Origin of the sequence: Mycobacterium sp. E1386, assembly GCF_001672745.1 — a bacterium.
Lineage (GTDB): Bacteria > Actinomycetota > Actinomycetes > Mycobacteriales > Mycobacteriaceae > Mycobacterium.
In genome coordinates this window covers 1-19,491 of sequence record NZ_LZKH01000254.1, presented here as the reverse complement: position 1 = coordinate 19,491, position 19,491 = coordinate 1, and the positions used below count along the sequence as shown (strand labels likewise).

Sequence of the window (19,491 nt, the reverse complement as noted above, 5' to 3'; positions counted from 1 at the left end):
TCGCAGGAGTGATCACTGTGCACATCAATCCCGTACCCCGATCACGGATGGGGCGAATCGCCTGGTCCTGGTTTCGTCACCCCGTCAAAAGCCGCGAGTTCCCCGCTAAACACGAGCGCCTGGTAACCGCTGACGATTTGCTGATCTTCGGGGCATAACGGCCCTGCCGCGCGCCGTCTGGCGCGTCGGAAAGGTTTGCTCAGGGCGACTAACGGGGAACCCGGCGCGTCAATCGAGCAACCCCGAATCGCGGATGGCCTCGGCGAGCGGTTCCAAGACGGCGGGGTCATGCGGCGGGTTGATGTACACGATGCCCAGGTCGAGTCCTTCGGCTTCGAGGCCGGCGGCCTCTTCGATGACCTTCTGGTAGTTGCGCTGCTCGTCCAGGCGCAGATGGGCGGACAGCGTGATCTCCTTCGGGTCGCGCCCGATCTTCTCGCACTCCGCGGCCAGCACGTCGCGCTTGCGGGCGAACTCCTCGGGAGGACCGCCGACGAAGTTCCAGTGCTGCGCGTAGCGCGCGGTGATCGGCAGCGTTCGTTTCTCCCCGCTGCCCCCGATGCAGATCGGCGGATGGGGACGCTGCACACCCTTGGGTTCGTTGCGGGCGCCCTTGAGCTGGTAGTACTTGCCGTGGAAGTCGGTGGTCTCCTGGCTGAGCAGGCTGGTCAAGACCTCGCACGCCTCCTCGAAGCGATCGAAGCGTTCCCGGATGCTGCCTAGCTCGATGCCGTAGGCGCCCGACTCCTCCTCGTTCCAGCCCGCGCCGATCCCCAACTCGAGTCGTCCGTTCGAGATGATGTCGAGCGCCGCGGCCATGTTGGCCAGCACGGCGGGGTGGCGGTAGTGGATCCCCGTGACGAGAGTTCCCAGCCGCAGCCGCTTGGTCGCCTGCGCCAGTCCGGTCAGCGTCGTCCATCCCTCGAGGCAGGGCCCGCTGGCGTCGGAGAAGATCGGGTAGAAGTGGTCGAACGTCCACCCGGACTCGTAGACGTCGATATCGTCGGCGGCCTGCCAGACGGCCAGCATGGCTGCCCAGGTGGTGTTTTGGGGAGAGGTCTTGAAGGCGAATCGCATGAAATCGACGTTAGTCGATGTTTATGAAGGGCAACTAAACTTGGTGCCGCGATGAGCTATTCCCTCGGAGTCGACACCAAGATCACCCTGCTGGCGGCCGGGCTGATCTTCCTGCTTGCCCTGGTCCTCGGGGTGTGGAAGTACCGGCAGATCATGGCCGCCGCCGACCATCGCGCCCATCCCTATGTCGACATCGCGCACCGGGCCGCGTTGCTCTACTCCTTCGCGACGCTGCTGCTGGCCGTCTTCGTCGAGCTCAGCGCCTGGCCGACGTGGATCAACCTGACCGCGGCCGGCGTGGTCGTCTTCTTCTTCGTCGGCGCCATCCTCAGTTACATCGCACACGGGGCGCGACGCGACACCGTCAACCAATTCGAGAATCCCGCGCCCGGAGCCGGACTCTTCATGACCTTGCTCATCGCCGGCGAGATCGGGGGTTTGAGCGTGCTGCTCGCCGGTTTCGTCGCCGGACAATTCTGACACCCTGGCCAGGCACACTGGAGTCATGGACCCGGTAACCGCCTTGCGGCAGATCGCTTACTACAAGGACCGGAGCCGCCAGGATCCCAGGCGCGTGATGGCGTACCGCAATGCCGCCGACATCATCGAGGGCCTCGACGACGCGGCGCGCGAGCGCCACGGTCAGGCCAACAGCTGGCAATCGCTGCCGGGCATCGGCCCGAAAACCGCAAAGGTCATCGACCAGGCCTGGTCCGGTCACGAACCCGAGCTTCTCATCGAATTGCGTTCCGCCGCCGAGGATCTCGGTGGCGGCGACATCCGTGCGGCGCTACGCGGCGACTTGCACCTGCACTCGAACTGGTCGGACGGGTCGGCCCCGATCGACGAGATGATGGCGACCGCGTCGGCGCTGGGGCACGAATACTGCGCGCTGACCGACCACTCGCCGCGGCTGACGATCGCCAACGGGCTTTCGCCGGAACGGTTGCGCGCACAGCTCGACGTCATCGACAAGCTGCGCGACCAGTTCGCGCCGATGCGCATTCTCACCGGCATCGAGGTCGACATCCTCGAGGACGGCAGCCTCGACCAGGAGCCCGAGCTGCTCGAGCGCCTCGACGTGGTCGTGGCCAGCGTGCATTCGAAGCTCTCGATGGATGCCGCCGCGATGACGCGGCGCATGGTGCGGGCCGTCTCCAATCCACACGCCGACGTGCTGGGCCACTGCACCGGCCGGTTGGTCTCCGGCAACCGGGGCGTCCGGGCCCAATCCAAGTTCGACGCCGAAGCGGTTTTCGCCGCCTGTCGCGATCACGGCACCGCGGTGGAGATCAACTCGCGCCCCGAACGCCGGGACCCGCCGACCCGTCTGCTCCAGCTGGCGCTGGAGATCGGGTGCGTCTTCAGCATCGACACCGACGCGCACGCGCCAGGCCAGCTGGACTTTCTCGGCTACGGCGCGCAGCGCGCCCTGGACAACGGCGTGCCCGTCGAACGCATTGTCAACACCTGGCCGGCCGAGAAGCTGCTGGAGTGGACGGGCTCGAATTGAGCCGGTCGCTCAGACCCGCACCTCTTCAGCGTGCTCGGGAACCGGTTCCTCGGTGCGGCCCGCGCCCTGTAGGAGGTTCGCGGCGGCGACGGTCGCGCAGGTCGCCGCGGGGATGAGCAACGCGTAGCCGCCCAATTCGGCGCCGAACACGATCCCGGCTACGCCGCCGCCGAGGAATAGCAGGAGGGTGGTCGCCAGGATCGCGGCTTTCCAACTCTTGATGCCATGCAGCCGGCTGCGGCCGAGAATCAGCCCCAGGTCGGTGACGGTTCCGGTGAAGTGCGTGGTGCGGATCGCCATTCCGCGGAAGCTTGAGGTCATCCCGTTTTGCAGGCCGAGTGCTGCGGCGGCGAACAGCGCCTGCACCGCGGTCTGCTCGATCCCCAGGGCGTTGATCTGCGCCTTGACGACGGTCTCCTCGACCCCGGTGGCGGCGAGCACAAGCAACCCCGCCTCGAGGAAGAGCACGGCGGCGTGGCGTGGGCCCGCGAGGGAATCGGTGGGTGCGAGGATCGCCCCGGCGATGGTCGCTCCCGTCAGGAAGCCCACAAAGATCGCGCCGAGCACGTGGCCTTCATAAAGCCACGGGTTGGCCGTGTTCATGCCCAGCTGGGTGGTGATCGCGGTCAGGTTGCCGACGGGCAACGCCAAGATCAGCAGCGCCACCGCGTTGACGAAGCCCGCGGACAGGGCGAGCAGGGCGCTGTAACCGAGCAGGAAGCCCTCGCGGGGCGGGCCGCTGTCGCGGGCTTGATGCGGCGGCGGCATCGGATTCAGTTGCTCACTTTCGAGGTCGGGTTCTTCGTCAGCCTAACAACCGGGCCGTCCACAAACCGGGCCGCGAAGCCGATTCAAATCAACCTCAAATCATCCAAAAGTCATGTGGCAGAGAATGATTGGGGCAAATACGCTCAACCCGTCAGTCGGGGAGGTGTGGCATCTCTATACCCAGTTCACGGCCGACCAACACCCCGCGGGTGAGGGCGGATTTGCCGAAACGCTGGCGAACCCGGTCGACCGCGGCGTCGACCGCAGGCGATTCCCGGTCAAATGGCAATGCCAACTGCTGAGCGCCGCTGCGGTCGATGCCCGACACCGCGAAGCCGACCAGCGTCAGCCCGCGTTGCGAGATCAGGGGTGCCGCCGACGCAACCAGCTGCCGCGCGGCGGCCAGGATCGGTTGCGTCGAGGACGTCGCCCATGGCAGCGTCCGTGACCGCGTCGCCCGCCCGAAGTCGTCGAACCGCAGGCGCAGCACCACCGTGCGGCCGGTGCGCCCGGCGGCGCGCATCCGGCCGGTGATCCGGTCGATGAGGTTGACCACCACCGCGTCGATCTCGGCGGCCGACATGGTGTTGCCGGCGCGCCCCAGCGCCCGTTGCGCGCCCACCGACCGACGGCGCACACCGGTGGTCACCCGGCGGCGGTCGATGTTGCGGGACAGCGCGAACAGTTGGCGACCCATGGCGCCGCCCAGCAGCGAGGCCAGCGTCGACTCGCTCAGCTCGGCGACGTCGGCGACGGTCACGAGTCCGTGGGCGTGGAGTTTGTCGGCCGTCTTGGCGCCCACGCCCCACAGCCGCCGCACCGGCAACGGGTGCAGGAAGGTCAGCTCCTGGTCGGGCTGCACCAGCAGTAGCCCGTCCGGCTTGGCCTCCTGGCTGGCGACCTTGGCGAGAAACTTCGTGCGGGCGATCCCCACGGTGATGGGCAGGCCGACCCGGTCGCGCACGTCGGCCCGCAGCCGTCCGGCGATCTCAACCGGCGTCCCGGAAATCCGGCGCAGCCCGCCGACATCAAGAAACGCCTCATCCACCGAGAGCGGCTCCACGAGCGGCGTGCAGTCGCGAAATACCTCGAACACGGCCTCACTGGCGCGGCTGTAGGCGCTCATCCGGGGCGGCACCACCACGGCGTGCGGGCACAGCCGGCGCGCCTGCGCCCCGCCCATCGCGGTCCGCACGCCGTAGGCCTTCGCCTCGTAGCTGGCCGCGAGCACGACCCCGCCGCCGACGATCACCGGGCGGCCGCGCAACGTCGGGTCGTCGCGCTGTTCGACGGACGCGTAGAACGAATCCAGGTCCGCGTGCAGGATGGACGCATCGCACCGCACGAACATATGTTCGCACGCGCCGGTGACGGATTTGATGGTGGCGACCCGTCCCCCGCAAGCGGGAGGTGCCCCCATCGCCCGGCTACGCCGCGCTTGCGATCGCCACTAGCTGGATTCGCCGTAGATGCTGGTGACCCAGATGTGGGTGAGGGTGTCGACGACCCGGTCCTCGTGCACCGCCGGCGTCTCGGCGGACAGGGCGGCCATCATCGTCCGCTCGTTCATCTGGTTCAGGGAGGTGGCCAGGTCCACGGCCGGGATCGTCTCCGGCGCGGCCCCGCGTGCGCGTTCGGCGGCGATCATCGCGGCCGTCTGGTCGATCCACTTCTGCATGAAGCCCAACCACACAACGCGCAACTCGGAGCTGGTCGCCAGCGCTTCGGTGGCGGCGCGCGCCAGCCGGCGGTGCGTGCTGAAGGCCGTGAAGAAGGCCCTGATGCCGTTGCGCCACACCCGCCGCGGATCCGCGGGCAGCCGCTGCACCGCGCCGTCGAACTCTGAGTCGGCCCGCGCGATCACCGGTTCCAGCAGTGACAGCAGCACCGCGTCCTTGGACTTGAAATAGAAGTAGAACGTCGGGCGCGACAATCCCGCGCCCTTCGCCAGATCGTCGACCGAGATGTCGGCGAACGAGCGCTGTTCGAGCAGCCGCTCGGCGGTCGCCAGGATTGCCTGCTCACGGTCGTCGCCCGAGGGGCGGATGGCACGGCGGCCACGCAGGGCACGGGTCTGGCCGGCGCTAGTCACGGCCGTTACTTTACACCGTGTCGAAAGTTTCAACACCCTGTTGACTACGTCGACAGGCCGTTGATAACGTGGCCCCATGACTGAGCACCTTGACGTGATCATCGTGGGCGCCGGCATCTCGGGCATCAGCGCGGCGTGGCACCTGCAGGAGCGTTGCCCGACCAAGAGCTACGCGATCCTCGAACGCCGCGAGGACCTGGGCGGCACCTGGGACCTGTTCAAATACCCGGGCATCCGGTCGGACTCGGACATGTTCACCCTCGGCTTCCGGTTCAAGCCGTGGCGGTCGGCGAAATCGATCGCCGACGGCCCCGACATCAAGGCCTACATCAGGGAAGCGGCGGTCGAGAACAAGATCGACCGGCACATCCGCTACCGCCAGCGCGTCCTGGCCGCCGACTGGTCGGACGCCGACAACCGCTGGACCCTGACCGTCGAGTCCGACGGGCAGCAGCGCGAGCTCACCTGCTCCTTCCTGTTCGCGTGCACCGGCTACTACAACTACGACGAGGGATATTCGCCCACCTTCCCCGGCGCCGACGACTTCGAGGGCCGCATCATCCATCCGCAGCACTGGCCGGAGGACCTCGACTACACGGGCAAGAAGATCGTCGTCATCGGGTCCGGCGCCACCGCGATCACGCTGATCCCGGCGCTGGTGAACTCGGGCTCGGGCCACGTCACGATGCTGCAGCGCTCGCCCACCTACATCGGCTCGTTGCCCGGGGTCGACCCGTTCGCCGAACGCGCCAACCAACTGCTGCCGGACCGCCTGGCGCACATCGCCAATCGCTGGAAAGCCATCGCGTTCAGCACCTTCCAGTACCAGCTGTCCCGGAAGCGTCCGGCCTACATGCGCAAGACGTTGATGACGATGGCCAAGCGCCGCCTGCCGCAGGGCTACGACGTCGAAAAGCACTTCGGGCCGCGGTACAACGTGTGGGATCAGCGGCTGTGCCTGGCCCCCGACGGCGACTTCTTCCGCACCATCCGGCACGGCAAGGCCGACGTGGTCACCGACACCATCGACCGGTTCACCAAGACCGGCATCAGGCTCACCTCGGGGGAGGAGCTGCAGGCCGACATCATCGTCACCGCAACGGGTTTGAACATGCAGTTGCTCGGTGGGGTGCGACCCACCCGGAACGGTCAGCCCATCGAGCTGACGTCGTTGATGACCTACAAGGGCCTGATGTTCTCCGGGGTGCCGAACTTCGCTATCACCTTCGGCTACACCAACGCGTCATGGACGCTGAAGGCCGACCTGGTCTCCGAATTCGTCTGCCGGTTGCTGAACTACATGGACGACAACGGATTTGACTTCGTGGAGCCGCAGCATCCCGGCCCGGACGTCGACGAGCTGCCTTTCATGGACTTCAGCCCCGGCTATTTCCAGCGGGCGATGGACATGCTGCCCAAGTCAGGGTCGCGCGCGCCGTGGCGGCTGAAGCAGAACTACTTCTTCGACATGCGCACGATTCGGCGCGGCAAGGTTGCCGATGAGGGCCTGCACTTCGCGAAAAAGCGTGCGCCGGTAGCGGTTTAGGGATTTACGACGACGATGCCGTCGTCGTCGCAGTAGGCGATGTCGCCGGGGACGAACGTCACGCCGCCCAGCGTGACCTCGACGTCGCGCTCCCCGGCGCCCGTCTTGGTGCTCTTCCGGGGGTTGGTGCCCAGCGCCTTGATACCGATGTCGAGCCCGCGTAGCGCTGCGGCATCGCGCACCGCGCCGTTGACGACGAGCCCGGCCCAGCCGTTGGAGCGGGCCAGCTCGGCGATGACGTCGCCGACCAGGGCCGCGTGCAGCGAGCCGCCGCCGTCGATGACCAGTATCCCGCCCGCACTCGGCTGCGAGAGAACCGATTTCAGCAACGCGTTGTCTTCGAAGCAGCGGACCGTGCTGACGGGTCCGGCGAATTGGGGGCGGCCACCGAACTGGCGGAATTGGACGTCGCAACTGCGTACGTCGGGCCCGATATCGTCGACGAGGTCGGCGGTCGGCTGGAATGACACGGTCACGTCTGACACGGTAGCGGCTACGGCGGCGATCAGCGGCGGCGCAGCTGCCGGATCAACAGGATCGCCAGGAGGCTGACGGCCAGGGCGACGATCAACGGGACCGGAGACTGGGTCAGGGCCGCCGCTGCCGGGGCGTTGGGAGAAACCGGGTTATTGGCGGCGTCCACAGTGGATTTCGCTTGCGCCGCTACGTCTTTGGCGGCGGCCGCGAGGTCGCCGTTGGTTTCGATTCGTTGCCGCACCTCGAGGGGTGGCTCGGCGGCCTTGGCAGGGGGAGCCGGGGGCTTGGCGGCCTTGGCGGGAGCCTTCTTCGCCGGTGCCTTTTTGGCGGGTGCCTTCTTGGCGGGTGCCTTCTTCGCGGGCGCTTGCTTGGCGGGTGCTTTCGCGACCTTCTTCGCGGCCTTGGCCGGGGGCTTCTTCTCCGGCGGCGGGGTCGACGCGCCGTCGGGTTCGCTGTCGGGTTGATCCTGCGGGTCTGCCATGCGGCCGCTCCTCGAGCAATATTTCAGTAGTTTCTAGCCCACGCGGGTTCTTCGAACCCATCATGCCAGCACGAGCGCGGCCGCCTCGGCCGCCGGTCACGGTCTGCGCCGCACCACCCACAGGGCGCCCCCGCCCACAAGCACCGCCGCCACCACGATGAACGGCCAGACCGGGACATCCGAGCCGCGGTCCCCGGCGGCCGGGGGCCCTGGCGTGCCGGTGCCCGGCACCGTCAGCCGAAACGACCAGGATCCGGAGACCACGTGGCCGTCCGCGGAGGTGACCCGGTAGTTCACCGTGTAGACGCCGGCCGGCCCCAGCGGCCGCAGGTCGATGCCGACCACCGCGCCACGCACGGTCGGGTCTCCGGTGGACCACACGTTGCCGTCGGGCCCGACGACGGTCATGGCCGCGAACGTGCTCTGCAGCTGTTCGTTGAAGGTGGCGCTCACCCGTTCGGGACCGGTGGCGAGGACCGCGTTGTCCGCCGGATCGGTGGCCACCCGGGCTGCGTGCGCCGACGCCAACGGAGCGGTCAGCGGTGCGATCGCCAGGAGGGCACCGACGCACGCGGCGATCGCCAGCCGCATCATGCCCGTCGGCGGATCAGCGCCAGGCAGATACCCAGCGCGGCCACCACCAGGGCGGCACCGCCCAACAGCCGGGCGGTGTTGTCCGCGGATCTCGGCCGTGGCGGCGCGGCCTGGTCGGCGGGCGAGGCCGAAGGCGGCTGATGGCCGTGGGACGCTATCGGTCCCCCGCCAAGCGTCAGCGTGGGCACCGGGTATTCCGGCTCACCGCCGCCGGGCCGCGGCGGCTGGTCCCACTTCACGACCGTGCCGTCGGAATAGGTCTGTGTGGCCGGAAAGCTGACGGTCTCCGTGTCGGGCAACTTCACCGATATCCGGAACAGGGCGAATTGATCCACGCCGATGCCTGCGCCCGGCGCGGCCGTCCACGTCACCGAGTGCACCGCGCCCGACGCCGCGTCGCGGTCGAGCTTGGTCGTCCATCCCGGCATGCTCTCGGTGCGCGCCGAGGCCACGTCGGGCAGGGCGACGCTCAGCGCGGTGGTCACCGCGCCGGTGTTCGATTCGTTGGGCACCTGAAAGGTGACGACCGCCATGGCGCCTCGCGCCGCATTGTCGCTGCTGGCGTGCACGTGCGCCCACGCCGCGGGGAGCTGCGCCGCCGAGCCCAGATAGAGGCCGGCGGCAGCCACCACCGCGACCGGGAGGCGCGCCGCCCGCCGCGCGCGGGTCGAGATGCCGGGCAACCCCATTGGTTGGTCAGCTCAACCCGAGCCGGGCCATCAGGTCCGCCTCGATGCCGTCGAGCTGCGACGAGATCGCGGCGTGGGCCGCCCGGCGCCGCGCGGCCGGCATGTTCTCGGCGGCGGTGACGGCCGCAGCCAGATCGGTGAGCCGCTCGGTGATGGCCGACGCGAACTGCTTGGTCTCGGCGTCCTTGGGCTTCTTTTCCTGCACGGTGCGCAGAGACTTCTCCGCTCCGGCGATCCGGGCGGACAGCTGCGCGCCGTGGCCGGAGAACTGCCCGATCTGGGCCAGCGGGATCCCGAGCTGGTCCGCGCGGCGCTGGTCGATCAGCGCGCGGGCCGAGATGGCGGCGCGGTAGATGACTGGAGTGAGGATCGGCGCGAGCAGCCGGGACACCGTGAGCGCCCGGCGGATTCGCGTCGGCGAGAAGACCTTGCCCTCGCGCGCGGCTTTGAGTTGGGTCTCGGCCACTTTCAGGGCGTTGCGGTCGCTGTCCCGTTGGGCCTTGATCTGCGCCCTGAGCGCTTTGGCCTCCGCGCGGTGGGCGGCCTTGTATCGGCGAGTCTCGTTTCGGGCGGCCAGCTTGGCCTCCAGCTTCGCGCGGGCCTTGATCGCACGGGCTTCGGCGCGACGCGTCGCGCGACTCTTTCGCTTGCGGAACAGGGCCATTCCCGGCCGCCTCCCCGGTCTCTCGTGGCTATCGCTTTCGCGCGTGCGCGATCCGTGAGCCAACCCTAATCGGAATGGGCGGGCGCAAGCCCTCCAGGTCGGCCCCGGGCCAACCGGTTATCAGCCCGGGCGTTCGCTAGACGTCCAGGTGTTCCGCGCGGCGCAGCTCGTTGACCCGCTGCATGACCTCGTGTTGGGCCTCGGGGGACAACTCGGAGGCGCGCACGGCAATGCGGCGCACACCGTCGTCGCGCATCGTCGCCAGGATCGACAACTCCTGATCGAGCTTCTCGTAGTACTCGTCGTCGGTGAAGTAGGCCGGCTTGATGCGGAAGAAGTTGGCCAGTGCGGCCATTGTCGCCGACGACGGGTTGGTGCGGTTCCCCGAACGCAACTGCGACAGGTACGGAGCCGACATCGTGATGCCTTCCGCCTTGAGCGCCGCGATCACTTCCGCGGAGGTGTGCGGCCCGCGTCCCGGGGGATACACCGTGTCGAACAGGCGGTTCAGGCGAGCAGCGAACGTCGTGCTCATTGGATATGACCTCCACTTGGCTGTAGAAGTGAACTATTACCTAGGTGTATTTGCTGATCATGGTAGCGAGGGTTGGTTCCCCTAACTAGGTGCAAACCCCCAAGGTTTCGGTCCAGGCGTAGCTGGGGCTTGCCGATGCCACACTTGACGAGCGTCTAACTGATTCGCTGGGGTGTCCACTAAATCAGCGAAACTCACAGGTTATCCGCAGAATTCGGCTCGACGCCGTAAGTGGCGGGGCGACCCCGCTTGGTTCGGCGGGGGGTAGGATGGAAACGTGCTGGGCGGTCGCACCGCAACCGGGCAGCAATTTATGATTGCTTAACGCCTTATTTGCTGTCGGACGCGCTCCGAGGCCGGAAACCGCCGCTCGTGGAGCTATCCGAAATGCGAAACGCGGTCCGTTGGCCGTCGCGGCAGGCCGTCCGTAACCAGGCCTATCGCCCAATCGTCATGGGCCGAGCTGCCGGCGCGGAACCCGGGAACCGACGGGAGCGCGCCGCCCGTCGCTGTCTGGAATCAATGACGGGCTCGACGAGAAAGCGACCGAATTCGGCGGTCCGATTTTTCGGTGCGGGCGCCGGGCTAAACGCTCATGCCGCGAGCAGCATCGCCAGGATTGCGGTATCAGGATGGCTGATGGGGTCGACGCCGACGCGGCTCACCATGGAGGTGATGGTGCCGTCGGCCTCCGCTTCCACCCAGGCGGCCCGGTGTTCGAGTCCCAGGTACGGCAAACCTGGAAGCAGGACGCATCCGGATGCCGCCCCGCTGCATTCCGGCAACGACGGGGTGGTCTCCGAGGGCGGATGCAGCATCAGCAGCGCGGGGGGCTGATGGTCGGCGAAATAGCCTGGCTGGATCGCCGAGTCACCGAAGACCGTGCCCTCGGCGAGTACCAGGCCGACAGTCCCCGGCTCGGGTTCCTCGGGCAACTCCTCGCGCGCGCCGAAAACCGTTGTGGTGGAGAGTAATCCGGGTAATGACGCGACCCTGACCGCGACCATCAGCAACTGGGCCCACTCTTTGGTCGAATCGGGCCAACGGCCAGAGATCACAAACCCTTTCAGGGCACCACGAGCATGGAAAGGGGAAACCCCTATCGGGCGGTCAGACCCAGTCTCCATTTCGACCTCCGCGCGACGCCTCCGTCCGATTAACCACACTGGTAGCTCGAATAATTCAGCATGCCCGCGGGTTCGGCGCCGTGCAACCCGACACGGCCAGTGGCGCACATGTTTCCGGAGTGCCCGGTTCGCGACCGGGCAAACGAAAGGGGCGCCGCGCAAACCGCGCGACGCCCCTGCCGACCGAAATGGACTCAGCCGAAGATCAGCCCGCCCGTTTTCGACGTGGCGGCCTCGTAGCGCTTCTGTACGTCGGCCCAGTTGACGACGTTCCAGAACGCCTTGACGTAGTCCGCCTTGACGTTCTTGTACTGCAGGTAGAAAGCGTGCTCCCACATGTCGACCTGCAGCAGCGGAATGATGCCGAGGGGGACGTTGGCCTGCTGGTCGTACAGCTGGAAGGTGAGCAGCCGGCTGCCGAGCGTGTCGTAGCCCAGCACTGCCCAGCCCGAACCCTGGAGGCCGTTGGCGGCCGCGCTGAACTGGGCGCGGAACTTGTCGAACGATCCGAACGCGTCGTCGATCGCGGCCGCCAGTTCCCCGGTCGGCTTGTCGCCGCCGTCCGGCGACAGGTTCTTCCACCAGATCGAGTGGTTGACGTGGCCGCCGAGGTGGAACGCCAGGTTCTTTTCGTTCAGGAAGATCGCAGCGTGGTCGTCGTTGGCGCGTGCCTCTTCCAGTTTGGAAACGGCGTCGTTCACGCCCTTGACGTACGTGGCGTGGTGCTTAGTGTGATGAATCTCGTTGATCTGACCCGAGATGTGCGGTTCCAACGCTGCGTAGTCCCAGTCCAGGTCGGGCAGGGTGTATTCAGCCACGGCGTTCCTTTCTTCGGTTGTCTTCTTACGCTCATTCGCGCGGGCCTACCACGCGGCGGCCAGCCGTAGACAACCCTGCTCCATGACTGCGCGGACCGCAAGAAAGACCGCTATGAGCTCCGAAGGGATACCCGCTCAGCGTCGGTTCAAGACAAAACGATGAGGGCGAGGACCGCCAGCAACGCCAGTGCGATCAGCCCGGCGCGCAGTGCGGCGACGCTGTAACTGTGATTCCACGCGGGCGAGCCGGAGTACGACTTCGAGGGGGCCGGTGATCCCGGACCGAACGAATGCGTGGCCATTAATCGCCTTTCACCCGCTCCTCACCTCGGGGTAGTGAGGTGAGTCACAAACTATTTTCGCGAAGGCGATCATAGCGCTTCCGGGCGGGCTTGGAAAATGACGCTCTGAGCTGCGTGTTGAGGGCGACCCGGCCGAAAGCCGGCCCGAGGGCGCGACCGGTAGCCGGCCGCGCGGATGCTTAGCAAGGCAATCCATTTCGCTCAACGACGGTTTTGACCTGTCGATGGCATGTCTCCGATACCGCGGTGTTATCCACAATGGCACCACGGCTAGCCGGTAAAGCTGTAGTAATGCTTCCCTTACCCACTGAGGCCATGTGGATAAACCTGTGGAAACTGTGGATAGGTCGTGATAGCTGAGTAATAGCCGACCGGCCTTACTGCGGCCGTCGCTGAGCGTCCCGCGGCGCGCATCGTCGCGCGGTTACGCTAGTCCGGTGATCCAGGTGTGCTCCCAGTGCGGCACTCGGTGGAACGTGCGCGAGCGGCAACGCGCGTGGTGTCCCCGTTGTCAGGGAGCGCTGATGGCGCCCCTGCCGGATGCGCCGGCGCCCGGCGGGAGTTGGAGCCCACCCAACGCCGCGGCGACGAACCGATCATCCGGCTCTCGGGGCTGGCAGCGCACCCCGCCGCGCCTACCGCCGGGCTTTCGCTGGATAGCGGTGCGTCCCGGCGCCGCCCCGCCCACCCGCCGCCTAAGGCGTCCACTCGGCCCCACCCCGCGTTATGCCGTGATGCCGCGTTGGGGCCTGGCCGATCGCGTTGGGCAAGGGCCGGTGGCAGTCGAAAAGCCCGCGCACGCCGCGCCGTCGGCAGCGACGATCCGCACCACGCTGTTCGTGAGCGTGCTCGTTCTCGGCATCGCCGCCTTGGTCTACGTCGTGCGATACGTGCTGCTGATCGTCAACCGGAACACCCTGCTGAACTCGTGGGTGGCCGCCGGGGCGGATTGGCTCGGCATCCTGGCCAGCGTGGGCGCGATCGTGGCGGTGCTCACCTCCGGGGCGATGCTGATCCGCTGGCTGATCGCGCGGCGCGCCGCCGTGTTCGCCCATCACGGCCTGCCGGAGCCACGGTCCACCCGGGCGTTGTGGGCCGGGTGCGTGGTGCCGCTGGCGAACCTGCTGTGGGCGCCGGTGTACGTCATCGAGCTGGCGATCCTGGAAGAGCACTATGCCCGGATACGCCGACCCATCGCCGAGTGGTGGATCGCCTGGGTCGCCAGCTACCTGGTCTCCATATTCGCCATGGTCACCAGCTTCGCCAGGGACGCTCAAGGCATCGCCAACAACACCATCACGATGGTGTTCGCCTACCTGATCGCGGCGCTCACGGTGGCCGCGGCCGCCCGCGTCTTCGAGGGCTTCGAACGCAAACCGGTCGAACGGCCCGCGCACCGCTGGGTCGTCGTCGCCGACGCGCCGGCAGCACGTCCGGTTGAGCTCGAGGGGCAGGAAGCGGCAGCATTAGGCGTATGACGTGGGCCGAGGAGGTGCTCGCCGGGCACCCCTTTGTGGTTGCCCACCGCGGCGCGTCGGCCGCGCGGCCCGAACACACGCTGGCCGCCTACGACCTCGCCCTCAAAGAGGGCGCCGACGGCGTCGAATGCGACGTGCGCCTGACCCGCGACGGCCACTTGGTGTGCGTACACGATCGCCGGCTCGACCGGACCTCGACCGGGGCCGGCCTGGTCAGCACCATGACCCTCGCCGAGCTGCGTGAGCTCGAGTACGGCGCATGGCATGACAGCTGGCGTGAAGACGGCACGCACGGTGACACCAGTTTGTTGACGCTGGACGCCCTGGTTTCCCTCGTTCTGGATTGGCACCGGCCGGTGAAGCTCTTCATCGAGACCAAGCACCCGGTGCGGTACGGCTCGCTGGTGGAGACGAAGCTGCTCGCGCTGTTGCACAGGTTCGGCATCGCCGCGCCCGCCTCCGCCGACCGGTCTCGTGCGGTGGTCATGTCGTTTTCGGCGTCCGCGGTCTGGCGCATCCGGCGAGCCGCGCCGCTGCTGCCGACCGTCCTACTCGGCAGGACCGCGCGCTACCTGACCAGCGGCGCGGCCACCGCCGTCGGCGCCACCGCCGTCGGCCCGTCGCTGGCGACGCTGAAGGAATATCCCCAACTCGCGGATCGCGCGATCGCCCAGGGTCGCGCGGTGTACTGCTGGAACGTCGACGAGTACGAAGACCTCGACTTCTGCCGCGACGTCGGGGTGGCCTGGCTTGCCACCCACCACCCGGGCCGCACCAAGGCGTACCTGGAGAACGGCCGCGCGGGCGGTTAGTCCGAAGGAGTGGTGGGCACCGGGGCGTCCGCCGCCAGCGCCTCGAACAGCCGGCTGGCCTCGTCGTGGTTCCACACCACCACCGATCCGGCGTCACCGCTGGTGAACTCCCCGATCGGGACGGTCATAGCGGTGGGCGAGCCGTGCAGTCCCCAGCCCAGGTGGGCCAGGTCCCACACGTGGTCGCCGCGGTCAACGGTCAGGGCATCGGCAAGCGCGCGCGGCACGGAGTACCAGCGCCAGGGGTTGAGCCACACCGCCGGACTGGCGGCGGCGTGCAGCAGCGCCGCGACGAACTGCCGCTGGTTGACCATCCGGTCCAGGTCCGCCCGGGGGGTGTCGCGCGTCCTGACGTACCCGAGGGCGTTGCGGCCGTTGAGTTTTTGGCAACCGGCCGGCAGGTCGATGCCGGCCAACGGGTCGCTGAGCGGCGACGTCGGGCACACCGTCACCCCGCCCAGCGCGTCGACCACGCCGGCGAATCCGCCGAATCCGATTTCGGCGTAGTGGTCGAGGCGCAGCCCGGTGGCCTGCTCGACCGTCTGCACGAGCAGGGGCGCCCCGCCCACCGCGAAGGCGGCGTTGATCTTGTCCTTACCGTGGCCGGGGATCGGGACGTAGGAGTCGCGCGGTATCGACACCATCGTCACCCGCCCGCCGGACCACAGCTCGGGCAGGTGTACCAGCAGGATGGTGTCGGTGCGGCTGCTGCCGATGTCGCCGCCGGTGGCCAGGTCCTCCTGCTGCTCGGGGCTGAGACCCTGGCGGCTATCCGACCCGACGAGCAACCAGTTCGTCCCGCGGCCGTGCCCGGGGCGCCCCGGGTAGTCGGTCAGGATGTCGTCGCGGTGCAGCCGGCTGTCGAACCAGACGGCCCCGCAGGCGACGCCGATGCCGGCCAGCAGCACGCCGATCACCAGGGCCGACGCAAGCGCTCGTAGCCGGCGGCGCCAGCCACGGCTGCGGCGCGTGCGCGGGGCGGTGGGCCGCGGCGGAGCTCCGGGTGGTTGTCGGGGGCGCGGCGGTTCGACCGCGCGAGGCGGCGGGGGTGGGGGCGGCGGCGTTGGCCGCCGCAGCGGCGTGGTCTGTTCGGCCGGCGCCGGCGGGCGGGTGCCGCGGCGAATCACCTGTGACGGCTCGGTGCGCGGTTCGTGCCGGTGCGGTGGTCGATCGCCGTTCACCTGGTTAACGTACGCGGCCGGGGTCGCCCGACACGATGGGTTCGGCTAGTGGCGAGCGCGCAGCCCGTTGATGAACGGGCATCCCATCAGCACGCGAATGGCCTGGCTCAGCCCGGTCATGTCGTCCACCGGCTTGTGGAACGGCAGCCGGACGTCATGGTCGCGGTCCTTTCCTTCGACGCGGAACCGCACGCCGTAGCGATCCAGCCCGAGCGGGCGCACCTGCCCGCGGCGCAACGGGGCGGGCAACCGGGACACCAGCCGCGCAACGACGTCGCTGTGGGCGGTGTCCAGATGCCACAGCAGGTTCGACTCGATCTCGCAGAACGGATCGGGGCGGGCCGCAAGGAGATCCGCCACGCTGACGGGCTCGGCGCCGGTGGCGTCGGTGACGACGACGGACGCGACCTCCAGCCGGACCAGCGTGTAGCGCGGTTCCTGCCCCGCCGACGGGGCGCATCGCGGGGTGTCGACCTGAAGCAGCGCGGGGTGCGGCCACTCGGCGGCGATCAGGTCGACCGTCTCGGCGACCTCGGCCGGGTGAAACTCGTGCAGCTGCCCGCGCACCCACACCAGCGAGCGCACCGGCTCCCGCAGCGGAAGGGGTGCATAGTCGGTCAACTCCAGGAGCGCCTGCGATCCGGCGACGGAGCCTTCCGGCCGTCCTGCGCGCTGACTGGGGATCGCCAGCGCGAAGGACCCGTCGGGCAGCAGGTGATGCACGGGCGTCACGACGGGGCCCTGGCGGGCGGGCGCGGATTCCAGTGCCAGGAGCGCGCCGCCGGCTCGGACACACGCGCTGCGGATACGTTCGGCGGTCGTCGGGGCGGGGCAGGTCAGGGGTAACACCGTTCTCCTTAAATTAGGTAAGCCTAAGTTAACTTAGATGGCAAGGCGCCGCAAGAGCGGTTTGACGCCTCCCGCCGCTAGGGTTGGGGCGTGGTCCGCATCGCTTATCTCGGCCCGGAAGGGACATTCACCGAGGCGGCGCTGTTGCAGATCACGGCCGCCGGTCTGGTTCCGGGCCGGGTGTCAGACGAGGTGCGGCGACTGCCCATCGACAGCACCGCCGCGGCGCTGGACGCCGTGCGCGACGGCGGCGCCGAGTACGCCTGCGTCCCGATCGAGAACTCGATCGACGGGTCCGTGACGCCCACGCTGGACAGCCTGGCCATCGGTTCGCCGCTGCAAGTCTTCGCCGAGACGACCCTGGACGTCGCGTTCACGATCGTCGTCAAACCCGGCCGCTCCGCCGACGACGTGCGCACCCTGGCGGCCTTTCCGGTGGCGGCGGCGCAGGTGCGGCGGTGGGTCGCCGCGAACCTGCCCCACGCCGAGCCCCGGCCGGCGTATTCCAATGCCGACGCGGCGCGGCAGGTCGCCGAGGGACAGGCGGACGCCGCGATCACCTCGCCCCTGGCCGCCACCCACTGGGGACTCGCGGCGCTGGCCGACGGCGTGGTCGACGAGCCCAACGCATGCACCCGTTTCCTCCTGGTGGGCCTGCCGGGCCCGCCGCCGGCCCGCACCGGGGCCGACCGGACGGCGGTGGTGCTGCGGATCGAAAACGCCCCCGGTGCCTTGTTGGGCGCGCTCACCGAATTCGGGATCCGCGGCATCGACCTGACGCGGATCGAGTCCCGGCCGACCCGGACCGCGCTGGGCACCTACGTCTTCTTCGCCGACTGCGTGGGCCACATCGACGACGACGCCGTCGCCGAGGCACTTAAAGCGCTGCACCGTCGTTGTGCCGATGTGCGATACCTGGGATCTTGGCCGACGGGCTCGCCCGCCGGGGTGCTGCCGCCGCCGGCCGACGAGGCGGCCCGCTGGCTGGCGCGGCTACGAGAAGGAAAACCGGGAACGGCGACCGGGGGAATCGAGTTGTGACCGGCCGGTTGGTGCTCGTGCGACACGGCCAGTCGTACGGCAACGTCGAACGCAGGCTGGACACCCGGCCGCCGGGCGCGGAGCTGACGCCGCTGGGTCGCGATCAGGCCCGCGCCTTCGCGCGGGGTGCGGGACGGCCCGGGCTGCTGGCGCACTCGGTGGCGATTCGGGCATCGCAGACGGCCGGCGTCATCGGCGGCGAGCTCGAGATGTCCGCCGTCGAGGTCGACGGCATTCACGAGGTCCAGGTCGGCGCGCTGGAGAACCGCAGCGACGACGACGCGGTCGCGGAATTCAACGCGATCTACGAGCAATGGCATCACGGTGCTCTCGACGTCCCGCTGCCGGGCGGAGAAACCGGCAACGACGTGTTGGACCGCTATGTCCCGGTGCTCACCGAGTTGCGCCTGCGCTACCTCGACGACCACGACTGGACGGGCGACATTGTCGTCGTCAGCCATGGTGCGGCGATCCGGCTGGCCGCCGCTGTGCTGGCGGGTGTGGACGCCGGCTTCGCGCTGGACAACCACCTCGACAACGCCGAATCGGTGGTGCTGGCGCCGATCACCGACGGGCGGTGGAGCTGCGTGCGGTGGGGCACCCTGACGCCGCCGTTCTACCCCGAGCCCGAGGCCAGTCCCGTCGGGGACGCGGTGCACTCGAGCACCGACCCGATGGGCTGACGGTCGGTCAAACGGCCAGCGCGACCGCTTCGAAGCACTCGCAACCGACGGCGTCGCAGTCGATCACGAAGGCGTGCGGCAACAGCTCGGGGCTGAAGCAATCCGGCTCCGTGCACTCCGCGCGGCGCAGGGAATGGCGAATGATGGTGCCGTGACAGTGATCTAAGCCTGCCCGGCAGTCGCGGCAGTCAGCACTCATGACCCGTTCATAGCACCGGCCGCGGACAAATCCGGGATGCCGCGCCCATAAAACCGGCGCGGCTGACCGGCCGTCAGGCCCAGCCCAGTTCTTCCAGCCGGTCGTCGTCGATGCCGAAGTGGTGGGCGACCTCGTGGATCACCGTGATCGCCACCTCCTCGACGACGTCGTCCTCGGAATCGCAGACGTCCAGCAGCGCCTCGCGGTAGATGGTGATGGCGTCCGGCAGCGATCCGGCGTAGTCGGAGTCGCGGTCGGTGAGGGCGACCCCCTCGTACAGCCCGAGCAGTTCGCCGTCCTCGGGGTGGCGGTCGTCGACCAGCACGACGACGTTGTCCATCGCCGCCGCCAGCTGAGGTGGGATCAGGTCGAGCGCGTCGGACACCAGTTCGTCGAACCGCTGGGGATCCATCCGCGCGGGCACGCGGCTAGCCCCCGGCTGGCGGCGCGGGCGGCACCTCAGGCCCCGGGTTGGCCGGCGGCGGCGCCCCGCCGTCCGCGGGGGGCGGGGCCTGAGGTCCGGTCAGCCGCGCCGGTTTTATGGGCGCGGCATCCCGGATTTGTC

22 protein-coding genes and 2 pseudogenes are annotated in these 19,491 nt (G+C 68.6%); 7 read left to right on the top strand and 17 right to left on the bottom strand.

Annotated elements, in window-relative coordinates:
- Positions 1 to 228: 228 nt before the first annotated feature.
- Positions 229 to 1,077, bottom strand: coding sequence for an LLM class F420-dependent oxidoreductase (locus tag A5709_RS25565; protein ID WP_068123460.1), 849 nt, complete (start codon positions 1,075 to 1,077; stop codon positions 229 to 231).
- A 51-nt stretch (positions 1,078 to 1,128) separates the two neighbouring features.
- On the opposite strand from A5709_RS25565, the gene A5709_RS25560 reads away from it, so the two are divergent.
- A complete protein-coding gene (locus A5709_RS25560) occupies positions 1,129 to 1,557 on the top strand; it encodes a hypothetical protein (RefSeq protein ID WP_068123456.1) in 429 nt (142 codons plus the stop codon).
- Between the two features lie 25 nt (positions 1,558 to 1,582).
- Positions 1,583 to 2,590 (top strand): PHP domain-containing protein, encoded by a 1,008-nt coding sequence (locus A5709_RS25555; RefSeq protein ID WP_068123454.1) that lies wholly within the window; start codon positions 1,583 to 1,585, stop codon positions 2,588 to 2,590.
- A gap of 9 nt (positions 2,591 to 2,599) precedes the next feature.
- On the opposite strand, the gene A5709_RS25550 is transcribed toward A5709_RS25555, so the two are convergent.
- The 3 genes from A5709_RS25550 to A5709_RS25540 all read right to left on the bottom strand — a co-directional run bounded on the left by A5709_RS25550 (position 2,600) and on the right by A5709_RS25540 (position 5,450).
- Positions 2,600 to 3,358: a YoaK family protein gene (locus tag A5709_RS25550; protein ID WP_068010579.1), complete on the bottom strand. Its 759-nt coding sequence runs from the start codon at positions 3,356 to 3,358 to the stop codon at positions 2,600 to 2,602.
- A 151-nt stretch (positions 3,359 to 3,509) separates the two neighbouring features.
- Complete coding sequence (gene dinB, locus A5709_RS25545) at positions 3,510 to 4,709, bottom strand: DNA polymerase IV (RefSeq protein WP_068123450.1); 1,200 nt, start codon at positions 4,707 to 4,709, stop codon at positions 3,510 to 3,512.
- Between the two features lie 99 nt (positions 4,710 to 4,808).
- Positions 4,809 to 5,450, bottom strand: coding sequence for a TetR/AcrR family transcriptional regulator (locus tag A5709_RS25540; protein WP_068010574.1), 642 nt, complete (start codon positions 5,448 to 5,450; stop codon positions 4,809 to 4,811).
- A 76-nt stretch (positions 5,451 to 5,526) separates the two neighbouring features.
- Between A5709_RS25540 and A5709_RS25535 the strand changes: the two genes are divergently transcribed.
- Positions 5,527 to 6,996, top strand: a complete 1,470-nt coding sequence (locus A5709_RS25535) for an NAD(P)/FAD-dependent oxidoreductase (protein ID WP_068123446.1) — start codon at positions 5,527 to 5,529, stop codon at positions 6,994 to 6,996.
- On the opposite strand, the gene rraA is transcribed toward A5709_RS25535, so the two are convergent.
- The 9 genes and pseudogenes from rraA to A5709_RS28575 all read right to left on the bottom strand — a co-directional run bounded on the left by rraA (position 6,993) and on the right by A5709_RS28575 (position 12,683).
- The gene (gene rraA / locus A5709_RS25530) at positions 6,993 to 7,472 is read right to left on the bottom strand and encodes a ribonuclease E activity regulator RraA (protein WP_067944415.1); all 480 of its coding nucleotides are present in this window, start codon (positions 7,470 to 7,472) and stop codon (positions 6,993 to 6,995) included. The two genes, A5709_RS25535 and rraA, sit on opposite strands and share 4 nt — an antisense overlap.
- A gap of 275 nt (positions 7,473 to 7,747) precedes the next feature.
- Positions 7,748 to 7,879 (bottom strand): annotated as a pseudogene (locus tag A5709_RS29315) (hypothetical protein); the annotation flags it as partial.
- Positions 7,880 to 8,050: 171 nt separating this feature from the next.
- Positions 8,051 to 8,548 carry a copper resistance CopC family protein gene (locus tag A5709_RS25520; protein ID WP_068123439.1) on the bottom strand — a complete coding sequence of 166 codons (498 nt, stop codon included), beginning with the start codon at positions 8,546 to 8,548 and terminating at the stop codon, positions 8,051 to 8,053.
- A complete protein-coding gene (locus A5709_RS25515) occupies positions 8,545 to 9,237 on the bottom strand; it encodes a YcnI family protein (RefSeq protein ID WP_082953352.1) in 693 nt (230 codons plus the stop codon). The genes A5709_RS25520 and A5709_RS25515 overlap by 4 nt, the downstream gene beginning before the upstream one ends.
- A gap of 7 nt (positions 9,238 to 9,244) precedes the next feature.
- Positions 9,245 to 9,901, bottom strand: a complete 657-nt coding sequence (locus A5709_RS25510; RefSeq protein WP_068010564.1) for a DUF6474 family protein — start codon at positions 9,899 to 9,901, stop codon at positions 9,245 to 9,247.
- A 136-nt stretch (positions 9,902 to 10,037) separates the two neighbouring features.
- Positions 10,038 to 10,436 carry a helix-turn-helix transcriptional regulator gene (locus tag A5709_RS25505; RefSeq protein WP_067944423.1) on the bottom strand — a complete coding sequence of 133 codons (399 nt, stop codon included), beginning with the start codon at positions 10,434 to 10,436 and terminating at the stop codon, positions 10,038 to 10,040.
- Between the two features lie 593 nt (positions 10,437 to 11,029).
- Positions 11,030 to 11,563 carry a peptidase gene (locus tag A5709_RS25500; RefSeq protein WP_065445986.1) on the bottom strand — a complete coding sequence of 178 codons (534 nt, stop codon included), beginning with the start codon at positions 11,561 to 11,563 and terminating at the stop codon, positions 11,030 to 11,032.
- Between the two features lie 194 nt (positions 11,564 to 11,757).
- Positions 11,758 to 12,381 carry a superoxide dismutase gene (locus A5709_RS25495; protein WP_067944425.1) on the bottom strand — a complete coding sequence of 208 codons (624 nt, stop codon included), beginning with the start codon at positions 12,379 to 12,381 and terminating at the stop codon, positions 11,758 to 11,760.
- A gap of 146 nt (positions 12,382 to 12,527) precedes the next feature.
- Positions 12,528 to 12,683, bottom strand: a complete 156-nt coding sequence (locus A5709_RS28575; protein ID WP_167385587.1) for a hypothetical protein — start codon at positions 12,681 to 12,683, stop codon at positions 12,528 to 12,530.
- A gap of 437 nt (positions 12,684 to 13,120) precedes the next feature.
- Here A5709_RS28575 and A5709_RS25490 point away from each other — a divergent pair, with 437 nt between their 5' ends.
- Together A5709_RS25490 and A5709_RS25485 are read left to right on the top strand one after the other, a co-directional pair.
- Positions 13,121 to 14,161, top strand: coding sequence for a DUF4328 domain-containing protein (locus tag A5709_RS25490; RefSeq protein WP_082953351.1), 1,041 nt, complete (start codon positions 13,121 to 13,123; stop codon positions 14,159 to 14,161).
- The gene (locus tag A5709_RS25485; RefSeq protein WP_067944428.1) at positions 14,158 to 14,973 is read left to right on the top strand and encodes a glycerophosphodiester phosphodiesterase; all 816 of its coding nucleotides are present in this window, start codon (positions 14,158 to 14,160) and stop codon (positions 14,971 to 14,973) included. Before A5709_RS25490 ends, A5709_RS25485 begins: the two co-directional genes overlap by 4 nt.
- Here A5709_RS25485 and A5709_RS25480 read toward each other — a convergent pair.
- Together A5709_RS25480 and A5709_RS25475 are read right to left on the bottom strand one after the other, a co-directional pair.
- Complete coding sequence (locus tag A5709_RS25480) at positions 14,970 to 16,154, bottom strand: LCP family protein (protein ID WP_068123436.1); 1,185 nt, start codon at positions 16,152 to 16,154, stop codon at positions 14,970 to 14,972. The genes A5709_RS25485 and A5709_RS25480 overlap by 4 nt on opposite strands.
- A gap of 45 nt (positions 16,155 to 16,199) precedes the next feature.
- Positions 16,200 to 17,003: a DUF2470 domain-containing protein gene (locus tag A5709_RS25475; RefSeq protein WP_068011324.1), complete on the bottom strand. Its 804-nt coding sequence runs from the start codon at positions 17,001 to 17,003 to the stop codon at positions 16,200 to 16,202.
- A gap of 90 nt (positions 17,004 to 17,093) precedes the next feature.
- Between A5709_RS25475 and pheA the strand changes: the two genes are divergently transcribed.
- The gene (pheA, locus tag A5709_RS25470; protein WP_067950201.1) at positions 17,094 to 18,044 is read left to right on the top strand and encodes a prephenate dehydratase; all 951 of its coding nucleotides are present in this window, start codon (positions 17,094 to 17,096) and stop codon (positions 18,042 to 18,044) included.
- Positions 18,041 to 18,727 carry a histidine phosphatase family protein gene (locus A5709_RS25465; RefSeq protein ID WP_068123433.1) on the top strand — a complete coding sequence of 229 codons (687 nt, stop codon included), beginning with the start codon at positions 18,041 to 18,043 and terminating at the stop codon, positions 18,725 to 18,727. The genes pheA and A5709_RS25465 overlap by 4 nt, the downstream gene beginning before the upstream one ends.
- 7 nt (positions 18,728 to 18,734) lie before the next feature.
- Here the strand turns inward: A5709_RS25465 and A5709_RS25460 are convergent, their stop codons facing one another.
- Together A5709_RS25460 and A5709_RS25455 are read right to left on the bottom strand one after the other, a co-directional pair.
- Positions 18,735 to 18,926, bottom strand: a complete 192-nt coding sequence (locus A5709_RS25460; RefSeq protein ID WP_067950205.1) for a hypothetical protein — start codon at positions 18,924 to 18,926, stop codon at positions 18,735 to 18,737.
- Positions 18,923 to 19,350: pseudogene (locus A5709_RS25455) on the bottom strand (metallopeptidase family protein). Before A5709_RS25455 ends, A5709_RS25460 begins: the two are co-directional and overlap by 4 nt.
- Between the last annotated feature and the right edge of the window lie 141 nt (positions 19,351 to 19,491).

Bases quoted from the DNA above. Each gene is read 5' to 3' on its own strand.
- A5709_RS25565 (WP_068123460.1), bottom strand. From the start codon at position 1,077: ATGCGATTCGCCTTCAAGACCTCTCCCCAAAACACCACCTGGGCAGCC.
- A5709_RS25560 (WP_068123456.1), top strand. From the start codon at position 1,129: ATGAGCTATTCCCTCGGAGTCGACACCAAGATCACCCTGCTGGCGGCC.
- A5709_RS25555 (WP_068123454.1), top strand. From the start codon at position 1,583: ATGGACCCGGTAACCGCCTTGCGGCAGATCGCTTACTACAAGGACCGG.
- A5709_RS25550 (WP_068010579.1), bottom strand. From the start codon at position 3,358: ATGCCGCCGCCGCATCAAGCCCGCGACAGCGGCCCGCCCCGCGAGGGC.
- dinB (WP_068123450.1), bottom strand. From the start codon at position 4,709: ATGTTCGTGCGGTGCGATGCGTCCATCCTGCACGCGGACCTGGATTCG.
- A5709_RS25535 (WP_068123446.1), top strand. From the start codon at position 5,527: ATGACTGAGCACCTTGACGTGATCATCGTGGGCGCCGGCATCTCGGGC.
- A5709_RS25520 (WP_068123439.1), bottom strand. From the start codon at position 8,548: ATGATGCGGCTGGCGATCGCCGCGTGCGTCGGTGCCCTCCTGGCGATC.
- A5709_RS25515 (WP_082953352.1), bottom strand. From the start codon at position 9,237: ATGGGGTTGCCCGGCATCTCGACCCGCGCGCGGCGGGCGGCGCGCCTC.
- A5709_RS25510 (WP_068010564.1), bottom strand. From the start codon at position 9,901: ATGGCCCTGTTCCGCAAGCGAAAGAGTCGCGCGACGCGTCGCGCCGAA.
- A5709_RS25505 (WP_067944423.1), bottom strand. From the start codon at position 10,436: ATGAGCACGACGTTCGCTGCTCGCCTGAACCGCCTGTTCGACACGGTG.
- A5709_RS25500 (WP_065445986.1), bottom strand. From the start codon at position 11,563: ATGGAGACTGGGTCTGACCGCCCGATAGGGGTTTCCCCTTTCCATGCT.
- A5709_RS28575 (WP_167385587.1), bottom strand. From the start codon at position 12,683: ATGGCCACGCATTCGTTCGGTCCGGGATCACCGGCCCCCTCGAAGTCG.
- A5709_RS25485 (WP_067944428.1), top strand. From the start codon at position 14,158: ATGACGTGGGCCGAGGAGGTGCTCGCCGGGCACCCCTTTGTGGTTGCC.
- A5709_RS25460 (WP_067950205.1), bottom strand. From the start codon at position 18,926: ATGAGTGCTGACTGCCGCGACTGCCGGGCAGGCTTAGATCACTGTCAC.